Source organism: Streptomyces sp. NPDC096012 (genome assembly GCF_040426375.1).
Lineage (GTDB): Bacteria > Actinomycetota > Actinomycetes > Streptomycetales > Streptomycetaceae > Streptomyces.
Genome location: NZ_JBEOTD010000034.1, coordinates 10,465 through 33,116 on the forward strand (window position 1 = coordinate 10,465; position 22,652 = coordinate 33,116).

Consider the following 22,652-nt stretch of genomic DNA (forward strand, 5'->3'; position numbering starts at 1 on the left):
TGCCGCCGGACGTCAGTGCACCGACACGTCGGCGAAGAAGCCCACTTGAGGGTCCTCCGGAGTGCCGATGAGCAGCGCGCGGTCCAACAGGATGTTGTTGTGTTCGCAGCTGGTCTCCGGCAGCATCGCGCACGCATGGCACGCGGCCATGTTGGCGCCCCCGACACCGGAGGACGACGCCTCGATGCACAGCGGGTCGGCTGAGCACCACGTGGCCCGCAGCAGTGCGGATCGAAGGGCGCCGGCGAGGCGCTTCGGCTCACCCTGCGCCACCACACCGCCGAGACTGCCGGCGGAGTCGCTGGTCGCCGTGTAGACGAGGAAGCCGGCCATGGGAGCCTCCGTGTACAGGCGCTCCCGCAGAGCCGAGGCGGGGTAGCCGGCCTCCAGACTCCACTCGTTGATCAGTACGTGCGCAAGCGTGTGCAGCAGTACCAGGCGGGGTGTGGCGGGCGATGACGGCGCCTCGGTGGGGTCGGAAGCCCGTTCCCGCAGCATGCGATCGTGGTTCGTACGCATGCGCTCCACGCGGGCGGCCACTGCGACGGAGGCCGCCCAGTCGTCGAGCCGGTCCTCGTCCAGGCGTACGAAGACGCCCTCGCCGTGCACCTCCATGGCCGGAAGCCAGCCGGTCGGTGTCAGCGAGAGGGCGGCCTCGTGCCCGTCCGAGCTGGTCTCCGGGTCGGCGATACGGGTGAACGCCTTGAGCGCTCGCACCTCGCGCAGGCGCTTGACCAGCATCGGCTTCCCGACGCCCAAGGGGGCAAGGACTGCGGGGTCCGAGAGCGGAGGCTCACATACGAACTGCTCGTCGCGTCCCTTGCTCTCCGACACGTTGCCGGAGGCGAGTCGCTCGTACTCCTGCTGACGCAAAGCCTGGTAGCGGCTCGCCCCGGCCGTGTCCGAGCCGCCTTCCTGGTCCGCCGGATCCTCCTGCGCCTCCGCTTCCAGCAGTTCCATGACCGCGTCGACCGAGATCGAGGTGTCGTCCCGGAATGCTCCCATGAGGTAGATCTCGATCTTCTCGCGGGACGAGAGAGACCTCAGATTCTCCCAGTGGTCCGCCAACTTGTCGGCGAGACCGTCGCTCCACGGAGGAATGGACAGGGCCGACTTCAGCACCGGCTGCCAGACCGCCGACGAACCGCGCTGGAGCGTGCGGGGCGCCTGGGTGCAGGACCCGGCGGGCGCGTTCTCGAGCCAAGGCCGCCTTCCCTCGCAGCGCACGCCGAGGTCGCTCAGGGCCGACCGACGGAAGGCGCCTTCCATCGATACCTCGGGCACCCCGCAGGAGCACGAGACGATGATGGAACGCAGCGAGGCGCTCCGTCCGGAGAAGCGCATGCTCATCCGCCCGCCACAGCGTCCGGTGACGCCTTCTTCGCGGTTCTTGCGGTGCAGCCACTTCCAGTAGGGGAAGTCGTCGAGATGTCCGTCCTCGCAGGCCACGACGAATCGGGACGGCACAAGTGGCTCGTCGTCGCAGTCGGTGCAGATGTTCTTGCCGACGGGAGGGTTGAAGTCCCGGACGTGCTGAAGAGCCTGGCACTGCGGACACGAGTGCCAGAGGGGGAACCGGCGGACGCGCACGCCGTCCTTGCTCGTGTCCTCGGAGGCGGGGGGCAGTCGGAAGTGGCTCACTCCCAGGACTCGGGCAAGACGGTGTTCGTGGACGATCGGTGCTTCATCGAGGGACCAGCTCCGATGGGCGTCGTCGATGCCCGAGACGATGAACGACTCGTTGTCGACGGCGACGAGTGAGCCGACGCCGTACGTGGTGATCATCTGTGAGCGACGGACCGCACCACGGCGCGGGAGAGCCAGGCGGCGCGCTGTCGACGCACCGTCGCCGCGACGGCGGCGCGGGGCGGGGGGTGGGGTCATCGAGAGGCCTCCAGGAACAGAGCGGACTCGGCGTCGACATCGCGCAGGCTCCACAGGGTGGACCAGGGGCTCGCACTGTCGGACTCGTCGTCGTACGGCTTGAGCAGGGCGGGGGTCGGGTTGCCGCGACGGGGCTCGTACAGCAGTCTCCCGTAGCCGCGCGCCGTGGTCCGCCACCATTCGACGAACTCGTCGAAGGCGTCGGAGGTGTCCTGCAACTCATCGGGATCGACGTGGGAGACGCGTTCCGTCAGCAACGGTTTGATCTCGGTGTGCAAGCGATCCACGAACGCGTCGATCCGACCGGCCGCATCGTTCGCTCGGGCCTCGGGGATGAGAATGCGGGCCAGGGCCACGACCACGGCATGCAGTCCCCGGTAGCGCGAACGGTCGGAGAACGGTGTCACGGATGTCGACTCCACCTCTCGGTAGAGCGCGGAGTGGTAGCGCAGGAAGTTCTCGTAGTGCGAACGGTCGCGGGGACGGGTGGCGTTGAGCATCACGGCGACCAGGCCGGGGTGGGCACGGCCCACCCGGCTGGTGGCCTGGATGTATTCGGCTGTGGTCTGAGGCTGTCCCATCACAGCCATCAGGCCCAGACGGTCGACGTCGACACCGACGGCGATCATGTTGGTGGCCAGTAGGACGTCGCGGACGTCGGGATCCGGGAGGCGTTTCTCGATCTCCTTGAGCCGTGCGGGTATCAGACTCGCGTCGACCCGGCTCGTCAACTCCGAGTAGCGGTTGGACGGGCGTACTTCGGTGCCGTCGCGTTCGGCGAGGAGCCGGAGATAGTCCTCGACGTCGTCGTTCACCTGGAGTTCGGCGGCCGACAACAGGCGGAGGCTGTTGAAGTAGCCCACCAACGTCCAATAGGCGTCCCGGACGTCGTCCGTCGTATCCGCGCACATGGCCTGGTGGAGCAGGGCCGCGTAGGTGCGGATGAGCAAGGTCGACTGGCTTGTTCCGGGGGCGAGCAGCCCCACGTAGCGGCGGCTGGCCTTGGCGTTGCGGTCGGTCTCCACCGCGAACCAGGAGTCCCGCGCGTCGAGACCGGCCGGGGGGAACTGGCGTACGTCCCGGTCGAAGAGATTGCGTCCCTGGTCGACCGCCCGACGGATGGTCGCCGTGGAGGCGATCACCTTCGGCCGCTCGGCAAGTGCGTCGACGGCCGTCTCGTACAGACCGGTCAATGTGCCCAATGGACCGGATATGAGGTGGAGTTCGTCCTGGACGATCAGCTCGGGGGGCGGAGTCACGTCACCGAGACGGTCCCGGTTGAACAGAGCCGCGGTCTGCTCGCGCCATGGCATGGAGGCGAACTTGTCGACCGTGGCGATGACGAGCGTCGGGCGGGCCGCGTAGACGGTCTGGTCCACCAGGTGCACCGGAAGGCCCTGGGCGAACTCGCAGTCGTGACCGGAGCAGCGTACGTCCATGCGGACGTCGTCCTCGTCCACCGCGTAATTGTGCGCGTCCATCGCCGTGCCGCACCAAGGACAGGCGTGGAGCTGCACCGGATTCTCGGTCTGCAGGCTCTGCCCTCTGCGGAGCTTCACCAACTTCTCGGCGGCCGTCTTCAGGTCGTTCGGCGTGGCCGACCTGCCGACCCACATGCCGATGGAGATGCCCTCGTCGCCCAGGCGGCCGGGGTCTGCCCGGCGCATCAGCTCCATCGCGCAGATCAGGATCGTGCCACGTTCGAACTGCTGAAGGGTGAGCAGGCGCAGCGTGTAGCGCATCAGTACGGTGACGCCCCCGCCGTCGGCCCCCCGGCGCAGCCGGCGCAGGAACGTGGTGAAGGCGATCAGACCGAGGTAGGCCTCGGTCTTGCCACCACCGGTAGGGAACCAGAGCAGGTCCGAGATCTTGCGGTCGGGGTGGTCCCGGTCGTCGATTCCGGACAGGCAGAGCAACATGAACGCGATCTGGAACGGCCGCCACCGCTGAACGGCGAGGTCGGGCGCGCCTTGGCGGCCTGCCTTCACCCACGCGCTGCGGGCCCGCTGCTCCGCCATGGCCCGGTTGGCCAGCCGGAAGGCCTGCATGACCTCCGGCTTGTCCGCCAGGAGCAGGATGCCCGCACGCATTCGTCCGAGGGCTTCCCGACAGGCGTCGAGCTGTACCTGCGCCGGCTCCCCGTAGACGGTCCCGGCGAGAGCGGCGACCTCGGCGGCCTTGGCCTCGACCCACTGCTCGTAGCCGTCGGCCAGCCCTTGCAGCGCGGCGAGAACGTCGGCGGTGGGACGCTCGGCGAGGCCTAGCATGCCGAGCGCCGAGCTGTCGATCTCCGGGTTGGAGTCGGTCAGCAACACCTCGTGGGTGGGCACGAACGTGGAGCGGATCTCATCGATGGCGGCATCTTCTATGTCGGTCAAACCTACCTGCGGCGGAGTCCAGGCCCAGTGCGCGGAGCAGCCGTGGCCCACCGCGAACGTCGGCGCGTGACGGTACAACAAGCGGCTCGTGGCCGACTCCGAGTCGACGGCGGACAGAGCGGCGGGACGCTCGACGAAGGCCGACGTGCCATTGGCCGCCCTGACCCGCAGGCTCGGCTGGAACAGGGCGAAGGCGTCCTGGAGTTCCCGCTCGCCCACGACGTGCGCGTTGATGAGGGTGACGGTGACCGTCACGGTGCCGGAAGACGCGCTGACCGGTCGTACGAGGACGTGGAGCTGTACCCCGTCGGCGAGAACGGGGACCGGGTCGAGAGTGCCCGGCCGAGTGACGTCGACACGGGTGTCCGGCAGGTCGAGTTCCCGTCGCCGCCAGTGCTCCCGTTGGTCCACGGTGGTTCTGGCCTCCGCACGCCGGGCGGACACCGGACGGCCCTCGGCATCCACGGGGTCGTAGACGGCGGCTCGCGCGGAGATCACGATCTCGGTGCTGATCTTGGGAGCCACGGCGAAGGTGAGGCCCATGGTGGACGGGCGTCGCTCGCTGGAGACGGGCGGCGCTGCGCCCCCGTCGGTCTCCTCGCGACTGTCGTTGCTGAGGAGGGGAGCCGCGTCAAGGCCCTCCACCTGCTCGGCGTCCTCCGTCAGCCGCCGGTGGGCCTCGCGGTCGGCGGCCCTGGGAAACAGCACCCCGATGGGGTAGCGGGTGATCGGCGCGTCCAGGGTGAGGACCTCGACCGGGTCGTCCCCCGACTCTCTGTCCGGTCCGAGGAGCTCGCGGCGCAGCCGGGCCACCAGTTCGTCACGGACCCGGTAGTGCTCGGCGTGCGGGCTCTTCCCGTGCGTCATGCCTGTTCCTTTCCGGCGCGCTCGCCGCGTCGATACCTTCCGATTCCGGTGATCCGTGGGGCTATCCACACACCGTTGCCGCCGAGACCGGCGTTGGCCCCGGCCGCCGTGCTGCCCGCGACCGTCTCCAGCATCTCCACCCGTAGGCCGACAATCTCGGCGGGCCAGGTGACGTCCCACGAGCGCGTGATCATCTCCACTGCGTGCAGGTCTCGACGGAATCGCTCGGAGACCTCGCCGATCGGTCGGTCGCGATGCACCAGGTCGTACGGCGGGCTCTGGTCCGGGCCGAGGGGGAACGGATGACGTCTGCGAAGCGTCACGGCGTCGCCGGGGCATACCTGTTCCAGCAGGTAGGTCTGCGTCTCCACCGCGGAGGTGTCCGCTCCGTGCGTGCCGGGCGCCTCCTCGCGGTGCACGTCTCCGGGCATGGCCTGGATGCCGTACCGCTCGAACTTCTTCCAGCCGCCCAGGTACCAGCGCCCGGTGGGGCGATGGCGTCGTATACGAGAGGTGTCGGGGCCCGACACGTGGTACAGGTCCTCACGGGCCCGCGTCATGGCCACGTAGAGAGCCCGTGCCTCGGCCGGCACATCGAGATCCTCGTGCGACTTCCGCAGCTCCGCGACGGACGGCGGAGACAGCAGTAGCACCCGGTCGTACTCCAGGCCCTTGGCCCGATGAACGGTCGAGACGATCAGCCGAGCCGACTCCGGATCGCCCAGCTCGTCGGGGAAACGGCCCTCGGCCACCAGACGTCGTACGGCGGTGACATCGACGAGGCCGCGGCCGGTACGCCGGGTGGCGGCACGCAGTGATCGCCAGCAGCGCTCAGGCTCCGCACCGGACAGCCGCGGGATGGGGGCGAGCAGTTCCAGGAAGCGCGTCTCCGTGAGCGTCGACGACTCGCTCCTGCGCAACAGTTCGGCCACCCAGTACGGGACGGGCCGGTCCTGCAGCGAGCGTTTCAGCGTGTGGTCCACTCCGTGCTGGTGCAGGAGTTCCGATACGGCCAGGGCCTGACGGTTGTCGCGGGTCAGGATCGCGCAGGTGCCCGGGTACACCTTCAACGCCTCCAAGGTGAACCCGTCAGCCAGGTCCCCGAGGTTCGGCAGCTCGAGCAGCCGGTCACGCAGTTCGGCGTGGAGCCGGGCGGCCGTAGCCTTCTGCCCGTCCGGTTGGGCAGCCAAGTTCTGCAGGCGCGAGCCGAGGGCGAGAGCGGTACGGGCCTCCGGGGTCCTCGCCCGGAAGTTCTCGGTCAGGCTGAGCTCGACCAGGTCGTCGTACGACGTCCGCAACCAGGCGAAGAACCGGTCCGTCTCCCCGGCCCGCTCCTTCGGATCCTCTACCTGGAAGCCGTAGATGCCTTGGGCGGAGTCACCGACCACGGTGAAGCCGCACGAGCGCTGGAAGCGGTCGAGCAGGGTCTCGACCAGGTCCCGACGGTCGCCCACTAGGTCCTGCGCCTCGTCGATCACCACGTGTGAAGGCGCACCGAGCTCGCCGGCCTCCACCGCTCCCTTCTCGATCGCGGCAGCGGCCGCACGGATGCGCTCTTCGAAGCTGTGAGCCGCCCACTCCTCGTCGGGGTAGGCATGGGTGAGCAACTGGTAGGCCCACGAGTCGAAGGTCTGGACGCGCACCCGACGAGCTCGGTCGCCATGTCGGGCGATCCGGTCCCGCAGCTCACGGACGGTGGCGCGGGAGAAGCTCAGCACAAGGACCTCGCCCGCCTCCAGCGCCTCCTCCGGATCCTCGTGGCCCACCAAGGCGTCCAGCCGCCGTACCACCGTGTGGGTCTTGCCGGAACCCGCCCCGGCCGTGACCAGGAGGCGGGTGTCCCAGGGAAGATCGACGACAGCCTGCTGCTCCTCGGTGAGCGGCGGGCTGTCGCCGTAGGTGTCCGTCACTTGCTGCTCCACAAATGCTCGAACTGGGTGAAGGCCAGGGCGGTGTCGAAGTTCTCGATGTTGTCACGCACGTTGAGGATCAGGCAGGTGTCCTTGCCACCGTTGTAAGGGCCGCGCAGACCACGCCCGATCATCTGCTGGTAGACGTTGGGGCTGTACACCGGGCGGGCGACGACGACAGCCCGGGTCGCGGGGGCGTCGAAGCCCTGGGTGAGGACTCCATAGTTGGTGAGGACCCGTGTGCGGCCCGCCCGGAAGTCGTCGATGCGCCGGCGACGGTCGTGGGGCGAGGTGGTGGAGTCGACGGCGGAGGCGGTGATGTTGCGGTCACGGAGTTTCGCCGCCAGGTATTTGGCGTGGTCGACGGACGTTGCGAACACGAGGACCGGCCAGCTGTCCGGCATGTCAGAGATCTCGGCCAGAATGCGCGCGTTGCGGTCGTGGTCGTCGGCCAGGCGCTGTTCGGCCGCCCTCGACAGGATGCTCAACTGCTCCGCCCGCTCCTTCTCCTCGGGCTTCAGGGTGATCGTGCCGCCCTGCAGGACGCGGTGTTCGACCTGCGCCAACATGCCGAGTCGCTGCAGCTCCGCGTAAGCGTCCCCGCCCGCGAAGACACCCTCGTCCAGACGCCGGCCACCGAAACGGTTGATCAGCCGGCGTGTCTCGTCCTGGTTGGTGTTCCGGAACGGCGTCGCGGTGAGCCCCAGGAGATGGCGTTCGGTGCGGGAGGCCGTCAGGCCCAGGTGTGTCAGGATCTCGGTGTAGCGGCGGGTGATGGCGGTGTGGGCCTCGTCGACGATGACGAGGGCGGCATCACGCAGCCAACCGTAGGCGTCGGCGGCAAGGCAGTTGGGCTGCTGGAGTTTGGCGTCCGTGGCGACCACCAGCTGCGGTCGGTCGGTGACCGGTCCGGCCTCGTTCGTCGACCACAACCGGTTGATCGCCAACGGCGACTCGGCACCGACCTTCTCCCAGACGAACTTCCAACTCTGGACGGCCTGCTCGCACAGCTCCTCGGTCTGGGCGATCCACAGGATAGGCCCGTCGAGCCGCCCCACCTGCTTCACCCAGCGGATGACCGCCTCGGCCGTCACACGCGTCTTGCCGGCGCCGGTCGGCAGGGACAGCATGCCGCGCTGCGGGACCATCCGGTCCAGCATGGCGAAGACATTGGCGGCCAGCCGTTCCTGGTAGTCATGCAGTCGCGGAAAGTGTCGCGGTCCGTCCACGTCGATCCGGGACTCCAAGGACGGCGCCCGGAATCCGGCGAAGGCGTCCGGGAATCGGAGATCCGCCACGAACGCCACCGCGGTGGAGGCACCCGTGAACGACGACGGGGCATGGGTCGGGTACAGGCCCTGCAGGTCACGGGTGTGCACCTGCAGGACGCTGTCTCCGTGCGCGTTGAACGCCATCTGCGCGATGCGGTAGCCGTCGGGCTCGGCTCCACCGTTCTCCGCACGCTCCCCGTCCATCAGACCGGCCGGAAGGCGGTCGCGCAACGACTCGGCGCCGAGCAGCAGCAGGAGCTTGGTCACCACGTCGTCGGCCTCGCGTACGGACTTCAGCGCGCCCTTGACCCGCTGGTCCTCTTCCTGCCGCTGCTGCGCCTCCAGAACCTTGCGGCATCCGGGCTCGCCCATGCGCCAGCGGAGTTGCCGGTCCACGGCCATCAGGGCCTCGAGCCTGTCGGCCGGCTCGAGCACCAGGACCGTGGACCCCTGCAGGCTGCTGTCGAGGGTCTCGGGGCGCATGCCGTTGGGGGTGCGCGTCACCTCTTCGAGAACCTTGCACCGCTGCAACCAGTACTGGTCCACCTGGGCACCGTGCAGCTGGCGCAGGGTGGGATAGGCCTCCTTGAGCGGGACGGGCTCACCGGCGGGCTCGTGCCGGGTCTCACGGCTGATCACATCGGCGTAGGGGAGCATCCCCCACTGCTTGACGAGGAGCGCCGCGTCCTCGGCCGACGGGGCCAGGAGCGCCGGCAGCCCCTCGGTGCGCAGCGCCCGGTACTCCGCCTGCGAGGCAGCGACAGCGATCTCGCCGTCGGGTCGCGTGCCCCATTCGTCGCCGATCCGGCACCGGGTGAGCGAGTCGTCCGGGAACGGTACCTCCAAGCGGGTCAGGAGTACGTAGGTGTTGCCGACGAACACGTCGTCCTCGCTGTGCTGGAGCTTGCCCAGGAGCTGGTCCCAGAACGAGTCGGGCACCTCTTCGACCGTCATGGCCAGACGGAGCTTCCGTGCCTTCTCGGCACTGATCTGTGCCACCGGCAACACGTCGCTGTATCCGGCGAGCTGCGGACCGACCGCCTCGCCGACAGGGCGCACTCCCTGCGAGGTCGGCACGAGACCGTGCCGCTTGAGCATCCAGCGCATCGGCGAGGCGACCGCCCTACGGGTGCCGACCTGGGAGCCCACCTGCAACGTCCAGTTGTCGACGAGCGCGTCGTCGGAGAGGACCTTCAGAAAATTCGCACGGGCCTCGTTCGAAAGTCCTGGCAGCAGGTGCAACGGCCCGCCGATGGCCGCGCCCTCCAGCTTGATGCGGGCGAGGGTGGGGCGGGAGGCCTGATCGGGCAGGGTCGCGCAGTACGCCTTGTGCATGACCTCCCGATACTCTTCGAACCAGGATTCACCCTCGGGGCGGTGTCCCGCCGTGGGCCGGTCGCGCAACCCGACCTCCCGGAAGAACGCCATGTCGTCCGAGTGGAACCGGGTGTCGACGGCGACGGACGGGTCCGAGTCCACCGAAACGACCGGGCCGGGCAGCAGGCAGTCCCGCATCGGACGGAAACCGCCGCCCGCGGTGCGCACGTACAACATCGCCTTCGGGACGGGCACGCGCTGGACCACCTCGTGCGACAGGTGACTGCTGCCGGCCTGGTGGAACAGCTCCCAGAATCGGGTCCACTCCTCCGGACCGTACGAGGTGAAGCCCTGTTCCAGGACGCTGATGAAGCGACCGCGTACGTCGGCGTCGCGGATGCCGAGGACGGTGAGGGCACCGGCGAGCGACGGGTCGTCGGACAGAGCGGCGTCGACGTACACGAGGGTCTCGGGCAGCCCGTCCTGGTCGGTGCGGCGGAACACCTTGCCGACGACCGGCGCGACCAATCCGTGTTCCTCCGTCAGCACGACACGTGCGGTACGGGCCTCCTTCGCGTGCGCGGAGGACGACTGCACCATGTCGGCGACGATCCGGACGGCGGTGGCGGACGCCTCGGCACTGCCGTCGGCGACGAGGGCCTCCAACCACTCTCGTACCGAGGCGCGTTCACGCCTCGCGGCCTTGAGGACGTGCTCCACCTTGCCGGCCCGAAGGTCGGTGGCCTCCGCCGACGGGTGCAGCCAGTTCGTCGGCCGACCGGGACAGGAGCTCCACATGGTCAGCCAGCGGAGCTGTGCCTTGTTGTCCTTGCCGAGTGACGGATGGATGCTCAGATCGCGCGGCACCCTGAGTCGACCGTCCTGGTCGGGCAGCGAGGGGCGGTGGACGGTCGCCTCCCAGATCGATTCCGTGAGATGGCGGTCGGCCCAGCTGACCGTCTCGGACTCGCGAGGACGACCGGGGAGGAGCGGAAGGTATGCGCCCGGGTCCTCGGGCGGAGCCAACTCGGGCAGCGATTCGACCACGAGTTGGGCCGCCACCCGGATCATCTCCTGGTTGAACGGGGAGGAGTCCAGCAGGTTCTGTCGGTCCTCGTTGGTCTTCCAGGCCCCATTGAGGATTCCGCTCAGGGTCATCTCGTACTTGGTCGGGAAGAACGACCAGAACCTGCCCCGCCCCTTGGCGGAGGCCATGAGACCCGTGGTGGTGTCCTTCTCGTACGCACGTACCGCCCACGAGATGTCCAGGGAGACCCGGTCGTGCAGCTCGCCGGCGCTCGCGCGGGCCGTGTCGGTCGGCGTGTGGGTCAGAGTGAACACGCGCCAATGGTTGATCGAGGGATGCCGCCCGGGCCGCTCCTCCCGCACGGTGTGCAGTTCCTGGTCGCGTTCGACCGTGAGAGTGCGCCGTACGACAGGGCGCGGACGACGGTCCTCCATGACCACCGTGGCCACGTGCGGTGAGAAGAGTTGGAAGCCGACAGGAAATTCTTCCCGGCCGTCGGTCGAATGCCTGCCGCCGTGCATGTCATGACCGAGTCGATCGGCGGCACCGTCGAGCAGCGGGAGACGGACGACGGTGGTGGCCCAGCCCAGGAGTTCGTCCAGGACCGGATCGGCGGCCCGCTCGACGGACTCGTCCAGCTCGCGGGCCATGCGCAGTACCGGAGCCTCGAACTCGTCACCGAGCCGTGCCCTGACCTCGGGAATGGAACGGATCCGTTCGTACGCCCAATCACGATCGAATCCGAAGCAGCCGGTGCGGCTGAAGAATTGCGGCGCATCGGTCACGACGAGCACGGACTTCACACCGACACCGAAGCGTCCGATCTGGCCGCCGCGCTTCCGCGACATGCTCATCCGCAGGATCGTCTCGGCCCCTTCGGGGCGGACCGGCGTTCCCTCGTTCGCGCAGTAAAGATAGGTGTCCGTGAGTACGACATGCACGGTTCCGCCGGGCTCGGCGGCGATTTCGTCGGCGGCGTTCTGGACGAGTTCGAAAAGCTGCCGGTCGCCATATCCGCCCTGGGTGATCCGTCTTTCTCCGTTCGCATGCTCCGGAACGAGGCCTGGATCCACGGCATACGTCCTCAGAACGCGGGAGGACTGATCGATGACCGTCTTCAGCACGGGGTTCAGTTCGGGAGACACGGGACTCCGATCCGAGGCGAGGGACCTGATGGGAAGGGGAGACGAGACCGCAACACGGTGCAGGTGATGAATCGGAAGCGGTCGTGGTCACAACGGTTCCGAAGGCGTACGGAAGCCGCTACGGGAAGGGAGCCTCGGCTTCGCGCCGGGGATGTCGATAAGGCGGGAGGTGCGTCTTCACGAGAGGAAATCATTGACCATGCTTCTGAGTCCGAAGGAGACCGGAGCAGGCGTGCAAAATATTTACAGCAGGCCGTTGCATGTATGCCATCGGGAATGCGGCGAGGCGGAGGACGGCACACTTCTACCAGGGCGTCGGAGAATTGTTTCTTCCGAGGCGGGTGGGGGGCCGCTGAGGCGAGACGCTATCGGCTCGCGGTGAAGATCCGCAAGAGTCTTACGAAGGCTTTGCGTAGAGAAGAAACGGACAATTGGGGGCAATGGGAGGCCGGTTCGGTGAGAATCACATCCGGATGGTCGCGATCGCTGTCAAAGAACGTTTGACAGTGGGCGCGGTGTCAAACGTGTTGGGTATGGTGACCTCGTCGTACGACGCAAGCGGAGCAAGGACCCGAGAGCAGGTGACCGTGGAAGCAGGCGAGGACTTCGGTCCATGGCTGGCGCGGCAGTTGAAGCTCGCCGACATGACGCAGACGGAGCTGGCCCAGGTCGTCGAGGTGACGCGGGCGGCTGTCTCGGCCTGGATCACCGGACGGGCGACCCCGCGTCCTGAGACGATCGAGCGTATCGCTCGTGCGTTGAACACCGACCTGGCCACGGTGCACACGCGCACCACCGACACCCAGGCCGGCTTGCCCGTCGGCTGGTACCACCGCCCCGGTCACGCCGACGGAGGACGGGAGTTGGGAAACGCCGCGGCGTTCGCCTTCGATGCCGACGTGTCGGTATTGGCTCGTGAGACGTGCCAGAACAGCCTGGACGAACGACTCACGGCCGACGGGCGCCCCGTGCGGGTGCGTTACACCTTGCACGAGCTCACCGGAGAGACGCTGGCCCGATTTCGCGAAGCCATCCACTGGGACGACCTCTTCCCGCACTACGAGGCGGCTGCCGCGCAGGACCAGAAGGTCGGCCGGGTCATCGACGCCGGACTGCGCGACATGTACGAGCGCGATCGTGTCGTGCTGTTGCGAGTGGACGACTACAACGCGGCGGGTCTGACGGGCGACGACTACGACGACGGCCGCTTCGCCGCCGTGGTGAGGCGTCAGCTCGACAGCCACAAGTCCGGTAATTCGGCAGGTGGTTCGTACGGCCTGGGCAAGGCCACTCTGTGGGCCACCAGCCGCCTCGGCCTCGTCCTCATGAACTCCACGTTGTCCGAACCGCATGAGGGGCGTACCGAGCGTCGCCTCATCGGTCGCCTCGACCTGCCGTGGCGTCAGGTGCACGGCCGGCCGTGGGCCGGTCCTGCGTGGCTGGGTCGTCCCGACCCCGACTCGCCCGGTGCTGCCGTGGCACGCTCCTGGTGGGCGGACGAGGAGACCGTCGAATCCCTGCACCTGTCGCGTGAGAGCAGCGAACCGGGAACGTCGTTCCTCATCGTGGGAGCCCACGACGTGGCCAGCCTCGCCGACGACAACTCCGTGCCCGAGGGCGACGAGGGCGAGGACGACGACACCATCCAACGGATGCATCGCAGACTCGTGCGGGCTCTGGGCAAGAACTTCTGGGCGGCCATGACGGGGGGTGGTGACCGGCTGCCACTCCTGGAGGCCTCCGTACGCACCTTGCGCAACGGCGCCGAGGTCATCGCGGAGCAGCGAGTGGACCCCACGCTCACCCAGCCCTCCCGCACCCGCGCACTCAAGGCTTTCCTCGACGGCACGACCGTGGACCGACTCACCGAGTCCGGCCAGGTCGCCGCGACCACCGTTCCCCTCAACCTGCCCGTCCGGGGCGGTGGTCGAGCCTCCCTCGGAGAACACCGTGCCGTGCTCCTTGTGACGGACGCCGAGGACGCGGACGGCAAGCCGAACCGTGTCGTGGCGATGCGTGGCAACCGAATGACGGTGCGAGACACGGCAGTGCCCGGGTTGCCCTTGGCCGTCAATCCGTTCCAGGCCGTGCTGCTGGCCGGTGAAGCCGCGGGAGGGCAGGCTTCGTTCGCGGTCGAGGCCGAGGAGTTCCTGCGCGCCGCAGAGCCGCCCGAGCACAACAAATGGGGTCAGACCGAGGAACTGACGCTCATCTACTCGCCGTCGGCGTTTCGACGGATCAGCTCCCTCACCAGGGAGACGAACGCGGCGATCAAGACGCTGGTGGCCCGGCCCAAGAAGGGGACCAGGACGGGTGGGGGGCGCCTCGCCCCGAAGCTGACCGTCGGTGCGGGGAAGAAGAAACGTCGGCTGTCTGCCGCGACCCTGCCCGTATTGGAGGAACTCGACGCGCAGGTACTCGACAACGGAGCCTGGCATGTGGTGGGCGAGATCAGCATCCCTACCGGGGGGCACGATTGGCGACTCGTCCCGGTGGCAAAGTTCGATGTGCGTTCCGGCCCTCGTCCCACCATCGCCTGGGGTGAACTCGTGGCGGTGGACAACTGCGAGGTGACGGACGGTGTCCTGCGCTTCAGTGACGGAGCCCGGTCCGCGAAGTTCCGCGGTGTGACCGACCCCGCCACACACGCCGTACGGACGAGTCTGAGCGGCCTCGTCGTCGAGCTGCGAACCGGTGAAGGGGAGTCGCTGTCATGAAGGTGTTCCCCTACCTGCGCCTGCGCGGAGCTGTCTCACTCCGGGTGGACGCGGTGCGTGTCAAGGCACCGGAGCAGCCCCGTGAGCAGCTCGACTCGCGTGCGCGCTCCGTGGTCGAGCGTGTCGTCGCCCTGGGCCTGGCGGAGACCGAGGACTGGGAGACCGTCACGCTGACCGTTTCGGCGACGATCCCCTCGAAGGCCACGGAACCGGGCGGTCCGTGGTCGGACGTAGCTGTGGTGGCGGTGCTCACGGAACGGACGACCAACACCCGTGTCATGTCGAAGCTGGTCCCCGAGTCGGAAGGGGGCAGGGAATGGCGGGGTGAGCTGCAGGTCTTGCGTTCCGATCTCCTCGACCGTGCCGGCCTGACCGTCCAGGTGGTCGCGACCGTCGACGGGGTCCCGGGACGGATCATCGGGGAAGCGGCCGACGACTGGATCATCGACGCGGGCAGCGACACGCCGACACGGGAGCAGAGTTTCGACATCAGGGAGGTCGGGTTCGCCAAGGGGCCGCGATGGCTGCAGGGCTTCACCGACGCCCCGTGGATAGTGAACGCGGCAGGTGTCCTGCCCACCGTCCACATCAACACCGACTTCGAAGGCATGACGGATGTCCTCGGCGCCGAGGGGCGGGGGCCGGAAGGACTCGTCAACGAACTGATGGTGGCTCAGATGGCCGCAGACGTGTGGATCGCTGTATTCCACTCGGCCATCGGTGACCTGGAGATCGAGGACGACGGCACCCCGCTGTTCCCGTACGGCTGGCAGGGTGAGGTGCTCAGGGAGATGCTTCCGGACGTCGTGCCCGAGCGGACTCTCGAGGATGCCTTGCGCGAGGTGCACCGCCGACGTGTGGGGGCGACGGGGTGGACCGAACTCCAGCCGCGCATCCAGTACGCGGCGATGCGCCGGGCCGAGGTGCCCAGGGCACTCGCGGAGACCGTACGCGGCCTGGACAGACTCAAGCGTGAGGACGAGGTATGACGGAGAGGCCCGATCACCTGCCCGAGTACCTGGCTCGGCTCGCCGACGAGGAGGCGGCTCGGTTCATCACGGACGGTCTGCTGTCCGGCAAGGACAATGTCCCCGGGATCGCCCTCAATCAGACAGTCGAGCCGCTGCCCGAAAGTCCGCGGTGGCGACTTCGCGCGATCCGGGATCTGATCGACGACGCGATGTACATCTACCGGGACGACAGGCCGACGCAGGCCGACGCCTGGCTCGCCCCTCGCCTGCACGCGATCCTGCGTCTGACGCGCGCTGAGGCAGCGGATCCCGGCCTGTGGAACTACCTTGCACTCGGCGTCGCTCCGGATTTCGTCGTCTGGCGGCATCTCTCCGAATCCCAGAGAACCGTCAACGCCCGCTACTTCAAAGGTCCGCACTACAAGCAGGCGTTCGCCCGACTCTGGTGGGCGGCCGAACTGTTCCGTGACGGACCCGACTACGGGCCGGTCGTCATCGCTTGCGGCAACCAGGACATGCTGAACACGACGCTCAGACTGGACGTCATCGACCATCGGCCGACGGCGCAAGCCTTGGTCAGGCTGCTGGAACGGCGGGTCGTGCGGACAGGACGCGAGGCCAACGCCCTGGCCAAGGTCGTCAACGCGGCGGCCGCGACGTTGATGTACGACGTGGTCGCCCCGGACGGACAACGGGATGCGCAAGTCGTGCGGCGATGGATCGACGAGGGGGACGAGGGCATCTCCGTACATCACCGCCCCCTTCCCGTCGGTCCTGCCGAGGACCGGGCCCCCGAGGCTGCGGTCGAGCGGCTGACGGAGCATTTCGCCGAGCTGTTCGCGGACGCGCCCGTGCGGGGAAGGGAAGAGGGCGAGCAGGTGACGGAGGAGGATTGACCCGACCGGACGTGACGGTTCCCGCTAACGGCGTGGAGGGCGCCAGGACTTCAGTGCCTCGATGGCGCGATCCTTGCGGCCCTCGTCCAGCCCCAGTGCTGCGCACAGCACGTGCACGGCCAGGAGTGGGGGAATCGCGTTGCCGATCTGCTGCGCGACATCGGTGCCCTGCCAGAGGTAACCGGCGGGAAAGGTCTGTAGCAGGCCGGCCTCGCGGAGGGTGAGACGCTCTTGCTCCGGGCCCAGCTCGGGCTCGCCGTTCTTGTGGTAGCCCTTGAGGTCGTACACCCTGTTGCGCCGTACCTTGCCGGTGACGGTGGCAGCCGGATCGTTGTGGGTGCGCAGGCCTCGCTTCTTCGGGTCGCCGCCGGATCCGTAGTTGGAGCGGACGACGAACTCGGTGCGACGTGATTCCTCGAGCGTGTCCCCCATGGAGACCCAGGGTTTCGGCCGGTCTGGGGCGGAAGCCGGGGCACCGAACAGCAGGTCCTGCTGCCCGCTGGTCGGTGCTGTGCTCTCTCGCGCTGCGGGGAGGCGTTCCACTCCCTTGCGGTAGCGCTGATGCGTCGGTGTCGGGAACGCGAGGCTCTGCCCGTCGGTTCCTCGACGGCGGGCGATCAGCACCGCGCGACGACGAGTCTGTGGCACCCCGTACTCCTCGGTGTGCAGGATGTGGCAATCCGCGTCGTATCCGAGGTCACGAAGAATGTCACGATACGTCTTCCATACGGGCAGCACGGTGGGTACCTGCTCCAGCACCACCACCTCGTAAGGTTCCGCCTTCAACTTCTTCTCGACAATCCACCGCAGAGGTTGGAGCACGAGGCCGGTCCGTTCGTCGGTCCATGACTCCGCCCTGGCCGTGTTCTCGACCGTCGCCCAGGCCGTCTCCAGCTGGCCGACGGTCTGGCTCTCCCCCACGCGCCGGGCCAGTCGCTTCACCACTTCGAGAGCCTTGTGTCCCTCGCGGTTGCCCGCCACCGAGTAGGTCTGGCAGGGCGGCCCTCCGGTGAGGACGCGGGCCGAAGCGACTTCCGGGTCGAGGGGGTTGACCTTTGCCACGTCCGGGATCTCGGTGGTGAGCAGGCCTGCGGCTTCCCTGGTCGCTCGGGTGGATTCCTCCCATTCCACGCCGATCGTGGGCACGTCGAGCACTTCGGCCGCGAGGTCCAAGCCGCCCGGTCCCGCGAAGAGATCCACGATGACGGGTTCGTCCGGGTGAGGTGCTCGGGTCATGAGGTGGAAGTGTAGCCGGCGTGGCGGACGTGTACGGCCCCCGTCTTCTGCAGTCGTCCCAGGGCCGGCTGCTTCCGCCGCGACCTGGTCCTTCCGGTCAGGAATGAAGCGCCCGGACAATGGCTCGGCCGAGCGCCTCACCCACCGGGGGTGGAGAGGCGTGACCGATCTGCCGGTATCGGGCTGTCTTTCTCCCGGTGATCTCCCAGTCCTCGGGGAAGCTCTGGAGCACGGCCGTCTGGTCGACCGTGAGCTGCACCATGCCTTCTCTGCCACGATCCGGTGCCCACACGAACTCCGGTCCGGGGATCTCATTGCTCAGTGAGTGGGCGTTCACCCCCACCTTCGCCCACTTCCGCTTAGTCCCGGAAGGACCCAGGTCCGCCCCACCGCGATTCTTCGAGCCGCCGACGAGTGTAGGAGCCACGGTGACGGCCTGGGCCGCCCAACGGTCGGCGTCCTTCCAGCCGCGTGACCGCATCGAGTCGACCAGCGCTTCACCGACCGAAACGTGCTTCGTCACGGTGGGGGCGGGCGACCGGAAGGAGGGGAACCACTGCTTCTTGATCGCCACCAGCACGCCCTGCTTGCGCTCCTGCGGTACCCCGAAGTCGGCGGCATTCAGGATGAACCAGCTGAACTCGTACCCGAGGTGCTGCAGTTCTGCGTGCGCGAAGTCGCGGAAGTCGCGGAACCTGTCCGAGTCCGCGAGTGCGGGCACGTTCTCGATGAGCAGCGCGCGAGGTCCGACCGCGTGGGCGAGGTAGACGGCAGCCCGCAGAAGGCGTTCCTCGTCGCCCGTCTCCGCACGAGCGGCTGTCGCATTGGACTTCACCCTCGGCAGACCTGCGGACAGCAGATCCACGTCATAACTCTTCGGATGCTCGCCAGGGTCGAAATCCAGCAGGTCCGCCTGCAGCACGGTCCACTGCGGCCGGTTGGCCTTCAGCGTGCGGCATGAATCGGCGTCCTCGTCGAGCAACAGTCTCGGCTCGAAGCCGGCCCGCTCCAGACCGAGGGCCAGTCCACCCGCCCCCGAGCACACGTCCACGAAGGTCAGCCCGCTCACCGATGGTTCCCCCGTCCCCGTTGAGCCCTCCGGAGCTCCACCGCCGCAGCGATGCGCAGGGCCACCTCCTCCGGCGGCTCGTGCTCCCAGAATCGCAGGACCATCCATCCGGCAGCCACCAAGTGCTCGGTGGTCTCCACATCACGTGCCATGTTGCGGTCGAGCTTCTGACGCCACCACTGCGCGTTCGACTTCGGCTGCGTTGCGTGCTCGGGGCAGCCGTGCCAGAAGCATCCGTCGATCAGGACGGCCACCTTGACGGAGGTGAAGGCCACGTCCATTCGGCGCCGGGGCATGCCCGGCACCGGGTACTCCACGCGGTAGCGCAGTCCGGCCGCGTGCAGCAGGCGCCGGACCGTCAGCTCGGCGGCCGTGTTCTTGCTGGCTTGCCTGCTCATGCGCGCCGATACGGCGGGCGACGACGGCCTCACTGTGATCAAGACGCCTGTGCCTCACTCACGATCTGGCTGGATTCCGATGCCCTCCGTGTCCCACCGCACGAGTCGATCGCCCGGGGGCCCGGCGAGGCCAGCCCCGGACGACATGCGTGAGGAGACCTGGCCTCGTCACGGGCTCGTGCGCACCGATCGAGTCGTCGGACCCCGGCTGCTCTGTCGATTGCACCATGGATCGGAAGGCAACCGCACCGATCTCCGGCGGTGGGGACTCAGAGCCCTTCCCTTACCGGGCCGGGGCGCCGCCCGCTTTCAGACCCCCAACGTGCCGTGGCACTCCCCGTACCCCCGCCCGGTCCCGCACCAGCAAGCCACCCCCCGCTGCGGCGGCCAGGCCACCGCGCGGCCTCGGGCTGCCAGGGTCGTCGCGTACTGGGGGAGCAGGGTGGGGTCGTCCGGGGAGGAGCCCTCCGATGCGGCGAAGGCCTCGTAGGAGGGGACCGTGCCGGTGACGATGCCGAGGTTGGGGGTGCCCGAGGAGGACAGTTCGCGCAACGAGGACTCTATGGTCGACAGGTGCTCCTCGTGGGAGGGGTACTCGGTCGACAGCGCGGGGTACGCCGCCAGCAGTTCCGCCAGCTCGGGCGCCGGCCAGTGGAGGATCGCCACCGGGAAGGGGCGGGAGAGGGCCTCGCGGTAGGCGCCCAGCTCCGCTCGGAGGCGGGTGATCTCCGCCTCGAGTTCCGCCGGGTTCTCCGAGCCGAGGGACCACACGCGTTTGGGGTCGTGGAGTTCGTCCAGGGAGACCGAGGACGCGGACGCGGACACGTGGAGGGTGTCCGCCAGGGTGTCCCAGTCGTCGTGCGGCAGGCCCTGCATCCGGCGGACGCGGTGGCGACCGTAGAGGAGGGGGTGCGTCGCGGAAGGGGGCTCGGTCTCGTCCGTCAGCAGCAGACGCGCTCCCTGGGTGAACGTCTCCGCCGCCGCCTCCAGTTCGTCGTGGGACTCGAGGGCCTCGGCCACGATCACCCAGGGCGCGGGGTCGCGGGGCGCGGCCGCGCGGACGCCGTCGATGATCGCCCGTGCCTCGGCCTCATGGCCGTACTCCCACAGGTTCGACGCCTTCAGGGCGCGGATCAGGGCGGGCTCGTCCAGCTCCTCGGCCGACGACAGCAGGCGGTCGTAGAGCGTGGTGGCCGCGGGGCGGTCACCGGACAGTTCGAGATGGGCCGCCGCTCGCAGCAGCAGGGCCTCGGCGTCCTCGGGATACAGTCCGGCGGTCCGCTCCAGGCGTGCGGCCTCGGCGGTGTGGTCGACGTTCTCGGCAGGCGTGTCGGGGCGCATGGGGGACACCGTACTGCCGGCCGCCGACAAACGTGAGGGAGAGGCGGCCCCGCGGCCGTCCCCGGGCGAGGTCGCGTCACGCCGTACCGGTATCTTCTCCGCGGACGTCGACACACGGAGCCGGCATGCGGAAGACGGGTCAGCTGGTCCCCGAGGGCCGCGCGGGCGATGGCAGGGCGGCCGACGGCAGGGCTACCGATGGCAGGGCGGGCGGCGCCCCCGTGCCGGACACGGCACACGCCCCGTACGCCTCGCGGCCGGAGCCGCCCCGGCACTGGCCGTTGCTGCTCATCGGGGCCGCCGTCGTGCCCGGCACGGTCGTCGTGCTGCTCGGGCGGTGGGGGGACGCTCCCGCGGCACAGGCGTGGCGGACCGTCTGTCTGGCCGTGACCGTGCAGGCGCTGCCGTTCCTGCTCCTCGGCACGGCCCTGTCGGGGGCGATCAACGCCTTCGTACCGGAACGGGTCTTCAGCCGGGTGCTGCCGCGGCGGCCCGCGCTCGCCGTGCCCGTCGCCGGGCTCGCCGGGGCCGTGCTGCCCGGCTGCGAGTGTGCCTCCGTGCCCGTCGCCGGCAGCCTCATCGGGCGCGGCGTCGCCCCCGCGGCGGCCTTCGCGTTCCTGCTCTCCGCGCCCGCCATCAATCCGGTCGTCCTGACCGCCACCGCCATCGCCTTCCCCGGGAACCCCGCCATGGTGCCGGCCCGGCTGCTCGCCTCCCTCGCCACCGCCGTGGTCATGGGCTGGCTGTGGCTGCGGTTCGGTCGCCCGGAATGGCTGCGGCCCGCCCTGCGACACACCGGGCACCAGGCGGGGCGCAACCGGTGGGACGAGTTCCGGATCGGGTTCCAGCACGACTTCCTGCACGCCGGTGGCTTCCTCGTACTGGGGGCCATGGCGGCGGCCACCTTCAACGTGGCGGTGCCGCGCTCGGTGCTCGACACCTTCTCCGACGCGCCCTGGCTGTCCGTGCTCTTCCTGGCCGCGCTCGCCGTGCTGCTCGCGGTGTGCTCCGAGGCCGACGCGTTTCTCGCCGCCTCGCTGACCGGGTTCCCGGTGGTCGCCCGGCTGGTGTTCATGGTGGTGGGGCCGATGGTGGACCTGAAGCTCATCGCCCTGCAGGCGGGGACCTTCGGGCGGGCCTTCGCCGTACGGTTCTCCGCCGCCACCCTCGTCGTGGCCGTGGTGTGCGCTTCGCTGGTGGGCGGGGTGCTGCTGTGAAACGGATCGCCCAGGCGGCACTGCTCGTCCTCTGCGGGCTCGGACTGCTGCACGTCTCCCTCCTCACCGACCTGTGCCTGCGGTACGTGAAGGAGGGGATGCGTCCGCTGCTGATCGTCTCCGGGGCCGTACTGCTCCTGCTCGGGCTCGCGAGCGCCGTCCTCGATCGCGGCCACGGCCGCGGGATCCGGAGCGGGAGCGCCGGCGGGAGCGGGGGCGCCGGCGGGAGCGGGGATCATCGCGGGGACGGCCGCGAGGGCGGGCCCGGTCACGGTCGCGAGGACGGCCCCCAGGACCGCTCCGTGCACGAGCCCCGGGCCCCCTTCGCGTACGGCTCCGACGGCCGCTCCGGGTACGGCCAGGCGGGCGGCACCCAGAACGACCCCGCTCACCGCCACGAGGACGGCTCCCAGGAGCATCCCCAGGATCACCACGGGCACGACCACTCCTCCGTGCCTCGCGTCGCCTGGCTGCTTCTCCTGCCCGCGCTCAGCCTGCTCTGCTACGCCCCGCCCGCCCTCGGTGCCTACACCGCCTCCCGGCAGCCGCCCAGACCCGTCACGCACACCTCGGACTTCGACCCGCTGCCGCACACCTCGCCCGTACCGATGACGCTGTCCGACTTCACCAGCCGGGTCCAGGAGGATCGCACGCAGGCCGTCAGGGGACGCAGCATCCGGATGGTCGGGTTCGTCACGCCCGGCGGCCGGGCCGGGGACTGGGACCTGACGCGGATCATCCTCAACTGCTGCGCGGCGGACGCCCAGTCCGTGAAGGTGCGCATCCACGGCGGGCCCGTCCTGCCCGCGAACACCTGGGTGTCGGTCACCGGCACCTGGCACCCGGGTGGACGACTCGGCACCAGGTCCGCGCCGGTCGCGCTCGACGCCCGCACGGTCGCCAAGGTCGCCCGGCCGTCGAACGGTTACCAGGACGCCCTGCCGCTCGGCTGACCCGGCATCGCCCGGGGCGGCCGGGCGCCGGCGCGGTGGCCCCGGACCCTCGCGG

General features: G+C 69.1%; 13 protein-coding genes. 5 read left to right on the plus strand and 8 right to left on the minus strand.

Annotation, left to right across the window (positions count from 1 at the left end; all coding sequences use genetic code 11):
• Positions 1-12: 12 nt before the first annotated feature.
• From drmB to ABVB68_RS27620, 4 genes are read right to left on the minus strand one after another with little or no spacing between them, the layout of a single operon-like run.
• Complete coding sequence (gene drmB / locus ABVB68_RS27605; RefSeq protein WP_353603859.1) at positions 13-1,884, minus strand: DrmB family protein; 1,872 nt, start codon at positions 1,882-1,884, stop codon at positions 13-15.
• Positions 1,881-5,129: a helicase-related protein gene (locus tag ABVB68_RS27610; protein WP_353603860.1), complete on the minus strand. Its 3,249-nt coding sequence runs from the start codon at positions 5,127-5,129 to the stop codon at positions 1,881-1,883. Before ABVB68_RS27610 ends, drmB begins: the two co-directional genes overlap by 4 nt.
• Positions 5,126-7,039, minus strand: a complete 1,914-nt coding sequence (locus ABVB68_RS27615; RefSeq protein WP_353603861.1) for a UvrD-helicase domain-containing protein — start codon at positions 7,037-7,039, stop codon at positions 5,126-5,128. Before ABVB68_RS27615 ends, ABVB68_RS27610 begins: the two co-directional genes overlap by 4 nt.
• The gene (locus ABVB68_RS27620) at positions 7,036-11,799 is read right to left on the minus strand and encodes a DEAD/DEAH box helicase (RefSeq protein ID WP_353603862.1); all 4,764 of its coding nucleotides are present in this window, start codon (positions 11,797-11,799) and stop codon (positions 7,036-7,038) included. The genes ABVB68_RS27615 and ABVB68_RS27620 overlap by 4 nt, the downstream gene beginning before the upstream one ends.
• Positions 11,800-12,386: 587 nt before the next feature.
• Here ABVB68_RS27620 and ABVB68_RS27625 point away from each other — a divergent pair.
• Genes ABVB68_RS27625 through ABVB68_RS27635 form a run of 3 tightly spaced genes read left to right on the plus strand, consistent with a single transcriptional unit; the run spans position 12,387 to position 16,383 of the window.
• Positions 12,387-14,516, plus strand: coding sequence for a helix-turn-helix transcriptional regulator (locus ABVB68_RS27625; RefSeq protein WP_353603925.1), 2,130 nt, complete (start codon positions 12,387-12,389; stop codon positions 14,514-14,516).
• Complete coding sequence (locus tag ABVB68_RS27630) at positions 14,513-15,505, plus strand: hypothetical protein (protein ID WP_353603863.1); 993 nt, start codon at positions 14,513-14,515, stop codon at positions 15,503-15,505. Before ABVB68_RS27625 ends, ABVB68_RS27630 begins: the two co-directional genes overlap by 4 nt.
• Positions 15,502-16,383, plus strand: a complete 882-nt coding sequence (locus tag ABVB68_RS27635) for a DUF6339 family protein (protein ID WP_353603864.1) — start codon at positions 15,502-15,504, stop codon at positions 16,381-16,383. Before ABVB68_RS27630 ends, ABVB68_RS27635 begins: the two co-directional genes overlap by 4 nt.
• 24 nt (positions 16,384-16,407) lie before the next feature.
• On the opposite strand, the gene ABVB68_RS27640 is transcribed toward ABVB68_RS27635, so the two are convergent.
• The 4 genes from ABVB68_RS27640 to ABVB68_RS27655 all read right to left on the minus strand — a co-directional run bounded on the left by ABVB68_RS27640 (position 16,408) and on the right by ABVB68_RS27655 (position 20,427).
• Complete coding sequence (locus ABVB68_RS27640; RefSeq protein ID WP_353603865.1) at positions 16,408-17,583, minus strand: DNA cytosine methyltransferase; 1,176 nt, start codon at positions 17,581-17,583, stop codon at positions 16,408-16,410.
• A 133-nt stretch (positions 17,584-17,716) separates the two neighbouring features.
• The gene (locus ABVB68_RS27645; RefSeq protein ID WP_353603866.1) at positions 17,717-18,688 is read right to left on the minus strand and encodes a DNA cytosine methyltransferase; all 972 of its coding nucleotides are present in this window, start codon (positions 18,686-18,688) and stop codon (positions 17,717-17,719) included.
• Positions 18,685-19,086, minus strand: coding sequence for a very short patch repair endonuclease (locus ABVB68_RS27650; protein WP_353603867.1), 402 nt, complete (start codon positions 19,084-19,086; stop codon positions 18,685-18,687). The genes ABVB68_RS27645 and ABVB68_RS27650 overlap by 4 nt, the downstream gene beginning before the upstream one ends.
• Before the next feature lie 309 nt (positions 19,087-19,395).
• A complete protein-coding gene (locus tag ABVB68_RS27655) occupies positions 19,396-20,427 on the minus strand; it encodes an SEC-C domain-containing protein (protein WP_353603868.1) in 1,032 nt (343 codons plus the stop codon).
• A 125-nt stretch (positions 20,428-20,552) separates the two neighbouring features.
• Between ABVB68_RS27655 and ABVB68_RS27660 the strand changes: the two genes are divergently transcribed.
• Both ABVB68_RS27660 and ABVB68_RS27665 read left to right on the plus strand, forming a co-directional pair.
• Positions 20,553-21,644 (plus strand): permease, encoded by a 1,092-nt coding sequence (locus ABVB68_RS27660; protein WP_353603869.1) that lies wholly within the window; start codon positions 20,553-20,555, stop codon positions 21,642-21,644.
• Positions 21,641-22,597, plus strand: a complete 957-nt coding sequence (locus ABVB68_RS27665; RefSeq protein ID WP_353603870.1) for a TIGR03943 family putative permease subunit — start codon at positions 21,641-21,643, stop codon at positions 22,595-22,597. Before ABVB68_RS27660 ends, ABVB68_RS27665 begins: the two co-directional genes overlap by 4 nt.
• Positions 22,598-22,652 lie beyond the last annotated feature (55 nt).

Excerpts from the sequence above, each read along its gene's own strand:
- ABVB68_RS27635 (WP_353603864.1), top strand. The coding sequence starts at position 15,502 with ATGACGGAGAGGCCCGATCACCTGCCCGAGTACCTGGCTCGGCTCGCC.
- ABVB68_RS27630 (WP_353603863.1), top strand. The coding sequence starts at position 14,513 with ATGAAGGTGTTCCCCTACCTGCGCCTGCGCGGAGCTGTCTCACTCCGG.
- drmB (WP_353603859.1), bottom strand. The coding sequence starts at position 1,884 with ATGACCCCACCCCCCGCCCCGCGCCGCCGTCGCGGCGACGGTGCGTCG.
- ABVB68_RS27660 (WP_353603869.1), top strand. The coding sequence starts at position 20,553 with ATGCGGAAGACGGGTCAGCTGGTCCCCGAGGGCCGCGCGGGCGATGGC.
- ABVB68_RS27650 (WP_353603867.1), bottom strand. The coding sequence starts at position 19,086 with ATGAGCAGGCAAGCCAGCAAGAACACGGCCGCCGAGCTGACGGTCCGG.
- ABVB68_RS27610 (WP_353603860.1), bottom strand. The coding sequence starts at position 5,129 with ATGACGCACGGGAAGAGCCCGCACGCCGAGCACTACCGGGTCCGTGAC.
- ABVB68_RS27655 (WP_353603868.1), bottom strand. The coding sequence starts at position 20,427 with ATGCGCCCCGACACGCCTGCCGAGAACGTCGACCACACCGCCGAGGCC.